At 54.9% G+C, this 14873-nt stretch carries 11 protein-coding genes and 1 tRNA gene; 11 read left to right on the forward strand and 1 reads right to left on the reverse strand.

The window, feature by feature from the left end; all coding sequences use genetic code 11:
* The first annotated feature begins 1 nt into the window (after position 1).
* From dapA to PMM47T1_RS03135, 10 genes are all read left to right on the forward strand, one after another.
* Positions 2-880, forward strand: coding sequence for a 4-hydroxy-tetrahydrodipicolinate synthase (dapA, locus tag PMM47T1_RS03085; RefSeq protein WP_008365682.1), 879 nt, complete (start codon positions 2-4; stop codon positions 878-880).
* Between the two features lie 18 nt (positions 881-898).
* Positions 899-2017, forward strand: coding sequence for an outer membrane protein assembly factor BamC (bamC, locus tag PMM47T1_RS03090; RefSeq protein WP_008365684.1), 1119 nt, complete (start codon positions 899-901; stop codon positions 2015-2017).
* Positions 2018-2776 carry an MBL fold metallo-hydrolase gene (locus PMM47T1_RS03095; protein ID WP_008365686.1) on the forward strand — a complete coding sequence of 253 codons (759 nt, stop codon included), beginning with the start codon at positions 2018-2020 and terminating at the stop codon, positions 2774-2776.
* A gap of 28 nt (positions 2777-2804) precedes the next feature.
* A complete protein-coding gene (gene purC / locus PMM47T1_RS03100) occupies positions 2805-3515 on the forward strand; it encodes a phosphoribosylaminoimidazolesuccinocarboxamide synthase (protein WP_008365688.1) in 711 nt (236 codons plus the stop codon).
* 92 nt (positions 3516-3607) lie between these two features.
* Positions 3608-3697: transfer RNA gene (locus PMM47T1_RS03105), tRNA-Ser, on the forward strand.
* Positions 3698-4260: 563 nt separating this feature from the next.
* Entirely contained in the window at positions 4261-5727 is a 1467-nt protein-coding gene (locus PMM47T1_RS28815; protein ID WP_177323356.1) for a TIR domain-containing anti-phage reverse transcriptase, read from the forward strand.
* A 34-nt stretch (positions 5728-5761) separates the two neighbouring features.
* Positions 5762-6346: a hypothetical protein gene (locus PMM47T1_RS29655; protein WP_157212940.1), complete on the forward strand. Its 585-nt coding sequence runs from the start codon at positions 5762-5764 to the stop codon at positions 6344-6346.
* 137 nt (positions 6347-6483) lie between these two features.
* Complete coding sequence (locus PMM47T1_RS29660; protein ID WP_157212941.1) at positions 6484-8154, forward strand: hypothetical protein; 1671 nt, start codon at positions 6484-6486, stop codon at positions 8152-8154.
* A gap of 1057 nt (positions 8155-9211) precedes the next feature.
* Positions 9212-10816 (forward strand): response regulator, encoded by a 1605-nt coding sequence (locus PMM47T1_RS03130; protein ID WP_008365694.1) that lies wholly within the window; start codon positions 9212-9214, stop codon positions 10814-10816.
* Positions 10813-11505: a sensor histidine kinase gene (locus tag PMM47T1_RS03135; RefSeq protein ID WP_008365695.1), complete on the forward strand. Its 693-nt coding sequence runs from the start codon at positions 10813-10815 to the stop codon at positions 11503-11505. Before PMM47T1_RS03130 ends, PMM47T1_RS03135 begins: the two co-directional genes overlap by 4 nt.
* Here the strand turns inward: PMM47T1_RS03135 and PMM47T1_RS03140 are convergent, their stop codons facing one another.
* A complete protein-coding gene (locus PMM47T1_RS03140) occupies positions 11506-13062 on the reverse strand; it encodes a glycosyltransferase family 39 protein (protein WP_008365697.1) in 1557 nt (518 codons plus the stop codon).
* A 656-nt stretch (positions 13063-13718) separates the two neighbouring features.
* Here PMM47T1_RS03140 and yiaY point away from each other — a divergent pair.
* Positions 13719-14867 carry an L-threonine dehydrogenase gene (gene yiaY / locus PMM47T1_RS03145; protein ID WP_008365700.1) on the forward strand — a complete coding sequence of 383 codons (1149 nt, stop codon included), beginning with the start codon at positions 13719-13721 and terminating at the stop codon, positions 14865-14867.
* Positions 14868-14873: the final 6 nt, after the last annotated feature.

A 14873-nucleotide genomic window follows, 5' to 3' on the forward strand; every position in this document is an offset into this window, starting at 1 on the left:
CATGATTGCGGGCAGTATGGTGGCACTGGTCACACCCATGGATGCAGAGGGTCGTCTCGACTGGGACAGCCTGAGCAAACTCGTGGACTTCCACCTGCAAGAAGGCACCGACGCCATCGTTGCAGTGGGGACTACCGGCGAGTCCGCGACCCTGGACTACAAAGAGCACATCGAAGTGATTCGCCATGTGGTCAAACAGGTGGCTGGCCGCATTCCGGTCATCGCCGGCACGGGCGCCAACTCCACCCGCGAGGCGGTCGAACTGACCCGCAACGCCAAGGACGCCGGTGCCGACGCCTGCCTGCTGGTAACCCCGTACTACAACAAGCCGACCCAGGAAGGCCTGTACCAGCACTTCAAGCACGTGGCCGAGGCCGTGGACATCCCGCAGATCCTCTACAACGTGCCGGGCCGCACCGCCTGCGACATGAAGGCCGAGACCGTCATTCGCCTGTCCACCGTGCGCAACATCATCGGCATCAAGGAAGCTACCGGCGACCTGCAGCGCGCCAAGGACATCCTGGCCGGCGTCTCCAGCGACTTCCTGCTGCTGTCCGGCGATGACCCGACTGCCGTCGAACTGATCCTGCTGGGCGGCAAGGGCAACATCTCGGTCACCGCCAACGTGGCACCGCGCGCCATGCACGAGCTGTGCGCCGCCGCCCTGCGTGGCGAGGCCGACCAGGCCCGCGCCATCAACGAACAACTCATGCCGCTGCACAAGAACCTGTTCCTCGAAGCGAACCCGATCCCCGTGAAATGGGCTTTGCATGAAATGGGCCTGATGCCCGAGGGCATTCGCCTGCCGCTCACCTGGTTGAGCACCCCCTATCACGAAACGCTGCGTCAGGCCCTGCGCCAGACAGGCGTCCTGGTCTAATTTGAGGAAGTACAACGCATGAAGCGATTGGTCGGTCTTTCCGCCCTTGCCGTGGTGATTTCGAGCACCAGCGGCTGTAGTTGGCTGTGGGGCGAGAATGGTTACTTCCGTGACCGTGGCAGTGATTACCTGGAAGCCCGTCAGACGGCGCCCATGCAGACCCCGCCAGGCGTAGCCCTGGACAAGCGCCTGGACCCGCTGCTGCCGATCCCGCGCAACGTGGCTGACGAAGCCCAGCGCACCGGCGAGTACGAAGTACCGCGCCCGTTGCCGCTGCAGGCTTCCCAGGAAACCACCGACTACACCTTGCAGAAGAACGGCGACGCTCACTGGATCCTGTCCGAGCACCCACCAGCCGAAACCTGGCCGGTGGCCCACCAGTTCTTTGAAGACAACGGCTTCCGCATTGCCGACGAGCGTCCGCAGACCGGCGAGTTCACCACTGCCTGGCAGCGCTATGACGAGCTGTCGGCGTCCATGGCCAAGCGCTTGCAAGGTTCGGCCGCCAATGGCGACGCTGAAACCCGCGTGCGTGTGCGTATCGAGCCTGGCGTACAGCGCAACACCAGTGAAGTTTACGTGACCACCGTTGGCCGCCCGGCGGGCAGCAGCAGCGACGTTGATTTCCCGAAAATGCCGAGCAACACCGGTACCGACGTGGCCCTGGTGGACGAAATGCTCGCCAGCATGACCCGCAGCGCCCAGAAGGGTGGTTCGGTGTCGCTGCTGGCTGCGCGTGATTTCGACGCCCCTAGCCGCGTAGCCCTGAGCGAAGACGGCAGCGGCAACCCGGTGCTGAATGTGGGCACCGACCTGGACCGCGCCTGGTCCAGCGTGGGTCGCGCCCTGGATCACGGCCAGTGGAAGGTTGAAGATATCAACCGCAGCCTGGGCCTGTACTACATCAACCTGGCGGAAAAACCCGTCAAGAAGGATGACGAGCCTGGCTTCTTCAGCCGCCTGTTCGGCAGCGCGCCGAGCAAGGAAGAGATCGAAGCCCGCGCCGAGCGCTATCAGGTTCGCCTGAGCAAGGTGGGTGAGAACATTCAGGTTACCGTCGAGAAGAACATCAACACCGTGGCACCGGCCGATGTGGCCCGTCGCGTGTTGAGCGTGATCCAGGACAACCTGGGTTAAGTGCGCTTCGCCATTCTCGGTAGCGGGAGCCAAGGGAATGGCACGCTGGTGGTTCACCAGGACACCTATGTCCTGGTCGACTGCGGGTTTTCCCTGCGCGAAACCGAACGCCGGCTTGCCCGCCTGGGCGTACGCCCCGAACAATTGAGCGCCATCCTGGTTACCCACGAACATGCCGACCACGTGCATGGCGTGGGTTTGCTGTCTCGGCGCTACAATATCCCGGTGTACCTGAGCCGCGGCACCCTGCGCGCGCTGCGCAAGCCACTGGAGCCCACGGGTTTCGTGGCCTGTGGTGACGTGCTGGACGTCGGCGTGCTCAAGATCAACGTGGTGGGCGTGGCGCACGATGCGCTGGAGCCTACCCAGTATGTGTTCAGTGATGGTCAGCGGCGCCTGGGCGTGCTGACCGACCTGGGCTCGTACTGCGGGCGCGTGATGGACAGTTATCAGGACCTCGATGCTCTGGTGATCGAGTCCAATCACTGCCGCGACCTGCTGGCCAGGGGGCACTACCCGATGTTTCTGAAACAGCGGGTGGGCGGCTCCCTGGGCCATTTGAACAACCACCAGGCCGCAAACCTGGTGTCCGAGCTGGGCTGGCAAAATCTGCAACACCTGGTGCTGGCCCACCTGAGCAGCAAGAACAACCTGCCGCAGCTGGCCCGGCAATGTTTCGTCGACACCCTGGGGTGCGACCCGGACTGGCTGCAACTGGCCGATCAAGATGCAGGGCTCGACTGGCGACTTATCGCCTAGCCCATCTACTTAGCAAGCGGAGCCCATCATGGAAAAACGTGAAGAACTCTACCGTGGCAAAGCAAAGTCGGTTTACAAGACTGACGACGCCGATCGCCTGATCCTGCTGTTTCGCAACGACACGTCGGCGTTCGACGGCAAGCGCATTGAACAGCTGGACCGCAAGGGCATGGTGAACAACAAGTTCAACGCCTTCATCATGCAGAAGCTGGAAGAGGCGGGTGTTCCTACCCAGTTCGACAAGCTGCTGGGCGACAACGAGTGCCTGGTGAAGAAGCTGGACATGATTCCGGTGGAGTGCGTAGTGCGCAACTACGCCGCGGGCAGCCTGGTCAAGCGCTTGGGCGTGGAAGAAGGCTTGAAGCTCAACCCTTACACCTTCGAACTGTTCCTGAAGGACGACGCCAAGGGCGACCCGTTCATCAACGAATCCCACGTAGTGGCGTTCGGCTGGGGCACCGCCGAGCAACTGGCTGAAATGAAGAAGCTGTCGCTGAAGGTCAACGAAGTGCTGAACAAGCTCTTCGACGACGCCGGCCTGCTGCTGGTGGACTTCAAGCTGGAATTCGGCGTGTTCCACGGCCAGATCGTCCTGGGCGACGAATTCAGCCCCGACGGCTGCCGCCTGTGGGACAAGGACACCAAGAAGAAAATGGACAAGGACCGCTTCCGCCAGGGTCTGGGTGACGTGATCGAAGCCTACGAAGAAGTCGCCAAGCGCCTGGGCGTGCCGCTGTAAGTCGGCAAGCCAACGCAAGCGTTTGATACCACGCAAATTTTTTCAAAAAAGGTTTCGCCTTTGTAAAAAGTGCTGGTATCATGCGCGCCACTGGAGAGATGCCGGAGTGGCCGAACGGGACGGATTCGAAATCCGTTGTACTGGCGACAGTACCTAGGGTTCAAATCCCTATCTCTCCGCCATATTTAAAAAACCTTTGTAAATCAATGAGTTGCGAAGGTTAAGAAACAGCGATTTGTAGCAGTGGTTTGCAGCAGGTTTTGCAAAACACAGCGAATAAATCGCTGTTTTTTTTCGTCTGTCCTTTTTCGATTGAGTTATGAGTGTTAACGCCCTGTCCATCAGCCGTTACCCTCTGTGGCCGTCTATGGTTTGTGAAAGGGTGTCGGCCGGGGAAGGTGCGTCCGGACCTGTTGAGACGTATTGGAGGGTGTCTGGTGTGCCTGCTTGGCTGCCGGTGGTTGACTGGGTACACCCGGGGAGCCACTTGTCTATTTTGGCTTTTCTCTCTTTGTCCTAATGTCCTATTGCCATGTGTTTGCCTTTCGGGCATAAAGGGCGAGGGCACCCCTCCAAGCTTTAACTATGCAGTGCTACCACTGCAATGATCGTTAATGTAAGGACATATGCTACTGTGAGTTACGCTGAGACTATCGATTCGCAATGTTATGAGTCTCGCGGGGCGTAAGGTAAATAGCGGGGGGTGCCGCTTCTTACTCCGGTAGCGTACAGGCCGGAGGCTGCCTTGAAGTTACTGAATCCCCCAAGTCGATCTATCCATAAGCTCGATTCTCTTGATCTTCTTTGCAACCTTCTGGGTGTAAAAAAAGGACAACTTCTTTATATCTGCTACAAGCGAGCAGATGAACTAAAATATAAATCCTTTGAGATTCCCAAAAAACGTGGCGGTCTTCGTAAGATTGATTCACCTCAAAAGGGATTGAGGGTGGTTCAGCAAAAGTTGGCAGAGCTTTTGACTGAGAATTTAGAGTTCAAGCCTTGCGTTCAGGGTTTTATTAAAGGAAGGGGCATACTTCAAAATGCCATTTTGCATAAAAAATCTAACTGGGTGTTAAACGTAGATATTAAAGATTTTTTTGGTTCAATTAATTTTGGTAGGGTTCGTGCTGTTTTCATCGCCAAGCCTTTCGAAATTCATCCGGACGTAGCGACAGTTATTGCTCAAATCTGCTGTTTCAATAATTATCTTCCCCAAGGTGCTGCAACCTCTCCAGTTGTGTCGAATATTGTTGCCAGTATTTTGGATAATCGAATTATAAAACATGTTAGAAGCCATCGTCTTATTTATTCAAGATACGCTGATGATATAACACTTTCCGCGAAAAGGAATTTTCCCCGAGAAATCGCTCATGTTAGCGACGGACGAACAATCATTGGGGAAGATTTAGCCAATATTTTTTCGAGGGCCAGCTTTGAAATAAATGAAAAAAAGAGTCGGCTTCAATCAAAATATGATAGGCAGGAAGTGACAGGGCTAATAACAAATAAAAAAGTAAACATTCCTGCTGAGTATAAAAACAAAGTCCGTACCGCGATATACCACTGGATTCAAGACCCAAAAGAGGCGGAGCGTAAGTATTTCATTGATATACTAAAGCTTAATCCCGACGAAGTGGAGCTGACGGAAGATGGGCGAAAACTAAAGCATAACATATATGGTAGATTATCTTTTATCGCAATGGTGAAAGGAAAAGACGATCCAACATACGTTAAACTAATATTGAAAATGGCCGAGCATGATAAAACCCCTCCTAAATTTTTAAAATCCATTAAGGAAGAATATAAAATGTACGATGTTTTTCTCTGTCATGCATCAGAAGACAAAGCAGCCATTGTGGAGCCGTTGTATGAAGCACTTACGAAAATTGGTGTTCATGCATTTTATGACTCTAAGGAAATTGCGTGGGGTGATTCTCTTATCGAAACAATCAACAAAGCACTTATTAAGTCGCAATATGTGATTGCAGTAATGACTGATAACTCTGTTGTGAAAGCGTGGCCGCAAAAGGAAATCAACGCCGTTCTCAATGGGGATATTTCTGGTGGAACCAAACGACTGCTGCCATTAATTCATGGAGATAAAGAAAAAATCCTCAATAATAATTTTTTGATGAGCGACAAGCTTTATGTTGTGTGGCAAGACAATCCAGACGAAATAGCACAAAAAATAAAAGCTTTGCTGGCATCATAATGTATAAAAAATTTTAACTCGTCGAGAAAAAAACATGACTTATGTTCAGGTAAATCACGATTTTATAAAATTTATTGATCCAAGTTTGTATGCCGATGTTCTTAATAAAAGTGATGATGGAATTTGCGTGATAAGGCTGCAGCTGATATGTGAGCGGTTTTTAAGCGTCTATTTGAAAGAAAGGATTTCTCCAGAAAATATTGAGTTTTTCGTTAGTGGAAAAGGCAAGAGTGCTGAAATTCTCCGCCATTTTAATGAAAGACTAACTACATCGATAGCTTCTGGCTTGCCTGCTGAGTTGGCAAGGGCTTTAAAGCATATAAATAAAATTAGAAACCATTTTGCTCACAACCTCGATCATAAAATCATGCAGTCTGATATGGATAAATATTTTGAGCTGGTGGATTTGTTTGAAGTGGATGTCGGTATGATCCACGGTTATGAAGGGCCAGTGAGGGAGGCAAAAATTAGTTCGGATGGCAAGGTAGTAAATGCCGTAGATAATTTTCAAGCTGGGTTTACTGCTGCTACTTACTTTTTAATGACAAAAGCCGGACTCTGGCTGGCCAATGATTTGCAAAAGCGAGGGCAGTTAAGCTTAGGTGAGCCATTGCAATAGAGGCTCGATCGGCTTGAGGTGTAGGCCTGTGAGCTAGGCGTTACTTTATAATCGGAATCAAATAGAGCGTCTTTGGTTTGCGTAAACATGCCAAGTAATTAACTGAAAGCCAGATTTAATCTTTACAAGGAGTTGGGGTGGCTAAGCTTAGCAAAGTTAAAATAAAGAATGACAAAGTCATCTTGGCGGATGGGTCGATTGTTGATATGCATCCACGCCATAATTTCGATAAGCCAACACGTTTGCTTTTGCAACATATGGCGGCAGGTGTCTGCTCCAACCCTGATTGCCTGAGTCACACCATAGGCTCGAATCTTAAGCGAAACGATTATGCAGGTAACGGTGTCGCCGCTCACATTTGTGCTGCCGCTCCCGGCCCCGGTGCTGCTCGCTACAATAAACATCAGACGAAAGAAGAGCGTAGCTCGTACAAGAATGGGATTTGGCTCTGCGGGTCTTGCTCCATCATCATCGATCGGGATGAGTCACGCTATCCGGTTGATCTACTCTGTGAGTGGAAGGCTAAGGCTGAAAAACGTGCAATGACTATGGTTGGAACCAAATCTCTGACCCAGTTTGAATTGGCTGATAGTATTCGTGCTGAAGTGGTTAGAGCTTTGACGTGCAATTTTAATAATATGGTCAATCCTTTCGAATTTCCTGTTCAGTCCATTCATCATTCTTATAGCGAAGCAATAGAGAAGCTTGATCCACGCTTCAGCGTTAAGACAGTAGTTGATGGTGCTATCACTCACGTACTGTCGGCCAAAAACATTTCTGATTCCCGGTTTTCAGTTGTTGCAACCGGTGAAGCTGCGTCTGAATTACAGGACAAAATTGAAAATCATCGGCTGACAGGCCAAGGATTCAAAATTGACTCATCAAAAATAAATTTTATAAATAATGATATTTTTCAGGCGTTCAAACAATCACGTCCCGGTTCATATCTATATCTAAAGCCTGCTGTTTTAAAGGTTCAAAGCTCTTTGTATCTGGTGTCTGCGAATTCTCGTCATTTTCTTTGTACATTTGAAAGTAGTTATGTCGGTGGGGAGAAGGTGATAACGGTCGATGGTGAGACGCTAGATGGCTTCTTAAGCTTTTGCTTTAAAGTTAACGCTATAGATTCAAATGTATTCATTGAATTTAAGACATCAATTGAGTCTTGGTTTGGGAATTTGGTTTCAGGGCTCAAGCATCTTCCAAAATACTTAGAGGCTAGTAGGTACCTTGACTCGGTTGCAGAATTCGGCTTTCTAATTGAATATGAAAATTCGGACACCCTTGTTCAGATTCCACCTGCCAAGGCTGAGTGCTATATACAAAATAATGAATCAACGATAAGTTTTAAGAAGTGTTTGAGTGCCCTGTGTGCGTTGCACGGATTTTCAAAAATATTATCTGATAATTTATATATAAAGCATTCCCCTTTGGATACGGACTCAGTACTGCTCTCACAGAGTTTTTTGCAGCTTGAAAAGGGGGCAGTGCTGCAGCCGTTAGAATATGGCTCGCTTATTTTTTCACAAAGGATGGATTCGATTGATCCTGAATTAGCTAGCTATTTTTGTTCTGGGGTTGAGGGTGTTTATTTTAGTATTAGTGATGGAGTCAGGGTTCTAATAGAAGTTTTTGGTAATTTTATAGAGTGTCCGCCGGTAGTCGCTTCTTATGAGGGTTTTGAAGTGGCTCTTTATTATGGTATATGTGGAGAGGATTCTGGTTTTTTGTTTGTTAATTTGTACTCGAATCAAGAGACAAAGGTTACTTTTAGCTTGGGTGATGGGGGCTTTGTTTTGAGGGGGTGATGTTTTTCATCTGGCGAGTAATTACTAAGCCATAAATATTGATTACTTACCAAGTCTAGTGTTTGGTTTGCCAATGGCTTTAATGGTCGCGGAAAATTAAGCTTGGATAATATTATGAAGTAATAGGTGCGTCGTTAAACTCATCTAGCTTGGACAAGCACCCTGAAAAAAGTTCGTGATACCAAAAAAACCTAACAGCAGGAGGTACGTCATTTTGTAGCAGAGTTTTGTAGCAAAATACTCAAAACTGCCTGTGTTTGTTGGTTTTGGCGGGCTGCAGCGTTCGATTCTGGACGTCCCTATCTCTCCGCCATATCTAGAAAACCCCTGTAACTCAATGAGTTACGGGGGTTTTTCTTTTTGGGTTGTACTACTTGTTTGTACTGCTCAATCTGCCTGCTGGCGGCCCTAAATGCTGAGTTATTTGCTCCAGCACGGATTCGGGGGCCACAAATCTGATCTTCCCTCCCTCAAGCTTGACCTCAGTCTGAGCAAGCTCTGTCTCGTCAAGGAAGCCTGTAAGGTGCTCTCGTGGGAGCTGCACAACGCCAGCGCTGAGGTCAAAGTTGCCGCTTCGACGAATAGGCATTGTTCCTGTTCTCCCCCGATGAATGAGCCTTCAATGTGGCTGGTGGGCGCCAATGCGGCGCGTGAGCGTTGGATCGGTGCTGCACCCGCTGATAACGGGAGACATTGATCCCCTCTGGAGGCTTCCAGGCCTGGCTCGACAACACTGTAGCCTCGGAGCCTGATGCCGACCTTCGCGCCTATTGGGCGGCCGGCAAGTGTAGTGCCGTTTTTTCAGCCCCCTCGGTAAACCTCCATTTTTTCACCTACCTTTGTCAAAGCCTCACGATAATCGAACACAATCAACGCATTGGTGGCTAAATAATGGCATCCAGGGTGTGACCCGTTCCCGCTTCCCACGGTCCCACACCACGGCGCAAAGGCACGTATTTCATGGGGCGTACACCTCTAGAAATTTCACCCCATGCCGATAGCCCACGTATTGGAAGGCCCCCACGGGCTCATATTCATTCCCCTGACGGGATCGCGAATGCTGGCGTACAACCAAAAATCGTTTCTTATCGTCGATGACTTCTCCGACTTCCGCAGCTCGGTGCGCTCCATGTTGCGCGAATTGGGCGTGAAGGAGGTGGACACGGCGGACACGGGCGAGCAGGCCCTGAAGATGTGCGCCCAGAAGCGCTACGATTTCGTGCTGCACGACTTCAACCTGGGCGACGGCAAGAAGAACGGTCAGCAGGTGCTGGAGGACCTGATGCTGGACAAGCTGCTCAGCCATGAAAGCGTGTTTGTCATGGTGACCGCCGAGAACAGCCAGGCCATGGTGATGAGTGCGCTGGAATGGGAGCCCGATGCTTACCTGACCAAGCCGTTCAATCGGGCGGGGCTGGCCCAGCGTCTGGAAAAACTGGTGCAGCGCAAAACCCTGCTCAAGCCGATCCTGCAGGCGCTGGACAAGAATCTTCCCATGGAAGTGTTGGCCGCCTGCACGCGCCTGAGCCAGCAGGACGCTCGTTATGCGCCGCTGTGCCATCGCTACAAGGCCGATGCCCTGCGCGACCTGAACCAGCACGAGCCGCTGGAGGCCTTCCTCAAGACCATTTTGGCCGACCGCCCCACACCCTGGGCGTACGGGGCGTTGGGCAGCTTGCTGTTCAAGCGCAAGAAGCTGGCCGAGGCTCAGGATGTCTATGAGCGGGCGCTGAAGACCTTCCCCATGTTGCCGGCGCTGTATGACGGTTTGGCCGAGGTGTTGGTGGCGCGCAACGAAGGCAAGCGCGCGCAGCAAGTGCTGGAGGACGCCGTCAAGTTGTCGCCCTTGGCCGTGCGCCGGCAGAGCCTGCTGGGCAAGCTGGCGTTCGAGAACGAGGATTTCGACAGTGCTTCGCGCGCGTACCGCCAGGCGGTGAATCAGGGCCAGTATTCACGTTTCAAGAACCCCGAGACTAACCTCGGCTTTGCCCAGGCGCTGATCAGCAAGAGTGGCGATGGCGGCCTGGACGTGCGCAGCCGCGCCGAGCTGAACCAGACCCTCAGCGACGTGGCCAAGGACAATGGCGAAGACCAGGGCATCCAGGTGCGCACCCGGCTGATCAAGGCCACCAGCCTGCAGCGCTCCGACCCCGAGGCCGCTGCCAAGCTGGCCGAAGAGGCCGTGGCGCGGTTGCAGGGCATGGACCAGTTTCTCAGCCCCGACGCTGCACTGTCGGTGGCTGCGCAGTTGCAGAACCTGGGGCAGGCGGATGCCGGTGTCGGCGTGCTGAAAAGCTGCGCCGAGATCTACGGTGATGACCCCTTGGTGATGCAGAACATTGCCAAGCACACCGACGATCCGGAGATCCTGGGTTCCAACAAGATCGCCATCGACGTCAACCAGCAGGGCGTGCGCGCCTATCGTGAAGGCCGTTTCGTGGAGGCTCAGGAGTTGTTCCGCCGCGCCTTGGCCTTGCAGCCGAAGAACATCAGTATCGCCTTGAACCTTGCCCAGGGCCTGCTGCACGCCAAGGGTGTGCCAATTACCGCAGCCGGGTTGGCGCAATGCCGCGAATGCCTGAAGACGGTGGGGCACATGCCCGAGGGCGATGCACGCTTCGAGCGTTATCAGAAACTGCGAAACAGGGCGTTTGGCGCATGAGTGACGAACAGGCAGGTCTGGATTTTTCCATGGTCATCGCGTCCACCGTGCACGATATGAAAAACTCCCTGGCGTCGGTGATGACCGCCCATGGCAAATGGTCCGAGAGCCTGCCCGAAGCGCAGCGCAACACGCCGGAGCGCGGCGTCATCGATTATGAGTTCGCTAACCTCAACGGCATGATGGTGCAACTGCTGGGCCTTTATAAGCTTGGGGTCAACCAGTTGCCGCTGCGTCCTGAATACCACGAGATGGACGACTTCATTGAGGCGCAGCTGGCCTGGCACCAGGAAGTGCTCGGCAGCCGGGGTATCACTGCTACCTGCGACGTGGACGTTCTGTGCCCGCTGGGCTTTTTCGACCGCGAATTGGTGGGTACCGTGGTGGCTAACGTCATCATCAACGCCATCCGGTTTGCCCGCAGCAGCATTCATGTCAGTGCGGGCGAAGAAAACGGCCAATTGGTGTTGAGCGTCAACGATGACGGCCCCGGTTACCCGCCAGCACTGATCGAGGCCCAGTCGAACTATGTGCAGGGCATCAACCCGGTCAGTGGCAGCACCGGCCTGGGCCTGTATTTCGCTGCGCGCATTGCCGAACGCCATGAGCGCAACGGCGTGCCGGGGCATGTGCAATTGAACAATGGCGGTGATCTGGGTGGCGGCCTGTTCAAGCTCTACTTGCCCTGATCAGGGCCGTTCGTAGAGCCTGGCTTCGGTGTCGCCCACCACTTTCTGATCCACCTTGTGCCACTGCGACGGTATTGACGCGAAATCGTCGGTATCGCCGGTGCCGCTGATCAACCATACCCGTTGATGGTCGGCAGGCAGCGATTGAAGGGTATTCACGTAGATGTCGTCAGCGTGTTCGTCCACCAGGTTGCCGAAGCCGTAGTCGGTAGGTCGTCCTGAGCTGCCGTCGGCGTTGGGTGGCGTGTACAGTAAGGGGTCGGCCCCCGTGGTGTTGTAGTACAGGTAGCCGAAATACCAGAACAGGTCGCTGACCACGATCCGGTCGCCCGACTGGTAGCGCTGGTTGACGAAGTCCACCATCTTGTCGAACTGATCGTCGTCCACGTCGTAGTTGCGTTGCAGCCCCACGCCTTGCAAGGCCACGAAGGCCACAACAGCCGTCAGCGCCAGCGGCCGCGAATGGCGTGCCAGGCGGTCGGCGGCCACGCCCAGCACCAGCGGCAGGCCCAGGGCGGAAAACATCATGTAGCGGTCGACCAGCAGTGGTGTCTTGAACGAAATCAGGAAAATCATCAACAGCGGCAACACGCAGTAGATCACCAGCAGCGACGGCAGTTTGAGCGCGCTGCGATCGGTCCACAGTACCCACCCGAGCACCACCGCCAGGATCGCGGGCACGCTGATGAACAGCGCCAGCGGCAGGTCGAAGCCGTCGCTCAGAATCAGGTACTGCCATACCATCGACGGCAGCGAGCCTAGGGTGACGGCGCCTATCCAGCCCACATCATTGCCGGCCTCAAGTTCGGGCAGGTGTTGTACCAGGCTCACCAGGCTCGGCACCCACGGCAGGTACATCACCACAATGGCCACGTTGGCCAGCCACCATGCCGGGCGTTGCACCAGGCGGTTGCCGCCGGTGCGCAGCAGTCCCAGGTAGGCCCAATGGGCCAGCACGCACAGGCTGGTGAAGTAGTGGGTGTAGAAGCTGGCGGTCATCAGCACGGCATAAATGGCCAGATAGCCCGTACGCCCGGGATTTTTTGCCCAATGCACCAGCGCCACGGTAGCGCCCATCAGCCACATCCCCATCAGCGGGTACATGCGGATTTCCTGGCTGTAGTGCACGGCAATCGGCAGCAGCGCCAGCATCACCCCACCCAAAAGCGCCGCCCGGCGCCCGGCGGCCAGGTGCACCAGCCAGGTGCCCAGCCCCACGCTGACGATGCCAGGCAGGGCGCTGATCACGCGGATAGAAAACATGCCGTCGCCGAACAGTGACATCCAGCCGTGCAGAATCAGGTAATACAGCGGCGGATGCACGTCATGGGCGGCGTGCACCCAGATCTGCGCGGGGTCGTACTGGCTGATCACCAGGCTGGAACCCTCATCGCACCAGATGGCCGAAGCGGTCAGTTGGTACAGCCGGGCCACCGTGGCCAGCAGCATGATCGGCCAGAACCAGAGGCCGGCCGGCGCATTGGCCCTTTTCCGCAGCCAGGGGTGGCGCGGCAGGCGCTGCAACTGGTCAAGCGGATGGTCTTTCTGGGCGTTCATCTTTCCTCCATCCGGGAGACTACAAAGATCGCGCCGGTTTGTTCTTTTGGTGAGCGATATCCTAGCAGTCGGCAGGGGCTGTGTGAGTGCCGGCAAGCGTTGAAAAAGACAGTCTTTTGGCTTGTGTCTGCCTTATCGGACAAAACGTGGCTCGATACGCTTCATGAACATGGAAAAGAATATCGAACTGCTTCGTGGCGGACGTATTAAGCGATGGGCGGGTGTATGGTCGATGATGTCTTGCTGAATAAAGCAGCGACTATTGAGCGCTGTGTCGCGAGCAGAAGGACGCAGCGCGCGACTGATCCTGAAGATCGCCACATGACGCGCTGTGGATTACGTGACACCTGTGTTCCCTGTGACGCAGCCCTCGGCCTCTGCTTCAGGATTCTGGCGAATTGCAATTTCCCCGCTGCCGCCAGGCTGCGCCGCCCTGTATCACCGCTGAATCTCCCCTTTATGCGGGGGGGGGGGCACCGCAGCCTGCGCCAACGGCTACACGGTCCGGTCTACTACCAAAGCACCGCCTTCCTCCCCCCCAAAGCACCATTCTGCCGCCGCCACCTCGCGCCTAGCATTGATCCGGCAACAAGCTCGCCTGATGAACCGCAACCTCGGCTCGCCCCTGGGCCATCCACAATAAAAGAGGATCAATCATGAGCAGCACTTTCTTTATTCCGTCCGTGAACATGATGGGTATCGGCAGCCTCGACGAAGCGGTGGTGGCCATTCGCAAGTATGGTTTTCGCAAAGCCCTAATCGTCACTGACGCCGGCCTGGCCAAGGCCGGGGTGGCTGACAAGGTTGCCAGCCTGCTGGCCGAGCAGGACATCAATGCCACGATCTTCGACGGCGCAAAGCCCAACCCCACCGTCAGCAACGTCGAAAAAGGCCTGGTTGCACTGAAACAGTCGGGCAGTGATTTCATCATTTCCCTGGGCGGCGGCTCGCCCCATGACTGCGCCAAGGGCATTGCCCTGTGTGCCACCAACGGTGGGCACATCAGCGAATACGAAGGGGTGGACCAGTCGGCCAAGCCGCAACTGCCGCTGATCGCCATCAACACCACGGCGGGCACTGCCAGTGAAATGACCCGTTTCTGCATCATCACCGACGAAGCGCGCCACGTGAAGATGGCCATCGTCGACCGTAATGTGACGCCACTGCTGTCGGTCAACGACCCGGCGCTGATGGCCAAGATGCCCAAGGGCCTGACCGCCGCCACCGGCATGGACGCGCTGACCCATGCGGTGGAAGCCTACGTGTCCACCGCCGCCACACCCATCACCGATGCCTGCGCGCTGAAGGCTGTGGAATTGATTTCGGCCAACCTGCGCAAGGCCGTCGCTCAGGGCGATGACATGACCGCCCGGGAAAACATGGCTTACGCCCAGTTCCTCGCCGGCATGGCCTTCAACAACGCGTCGCTGGGCTACGTGCACGCGATGGCCCACCAGTTGGGCGGCTTCTATGACCTGCCCCACGGCGTGTGCAACGCGGTGCTGTTGCCCCACGTGGAAAGTTTCAACGCCAGTGTCTGCCCGGCGCGCCTGAAGGACGTGGCCACCGCCATGGGCGTGGACACCCAGCACCTGGACAACGAAAACGGCGCCGCAGCCGCCATCGCCGCCATTCGCACCCTGTCCGCCGACATCGGCATTCCCGGCGGCCTCGCCGAACTGGGCGCCAAAGCCGATGACATCCCCACCCTGGCCGCCAACGCCATGAAAGACGCCTGCGGCTTCACCAACCCGCGCACAGCGAACCAAGGCGAGATCGAGGAGATTTTCCGCACGGCCATGTGAGGTCTG

The sequence above is a fragment of the Pseudomonas sp. M47T1 genome (assembly GCF_000263855.1).
Classification (GTDB): Bacteria; Pseudomonadota; Gammaproteobacteria; order Pseudomonadales; family Pseudomonadaceae; genus Aquipseudomonas.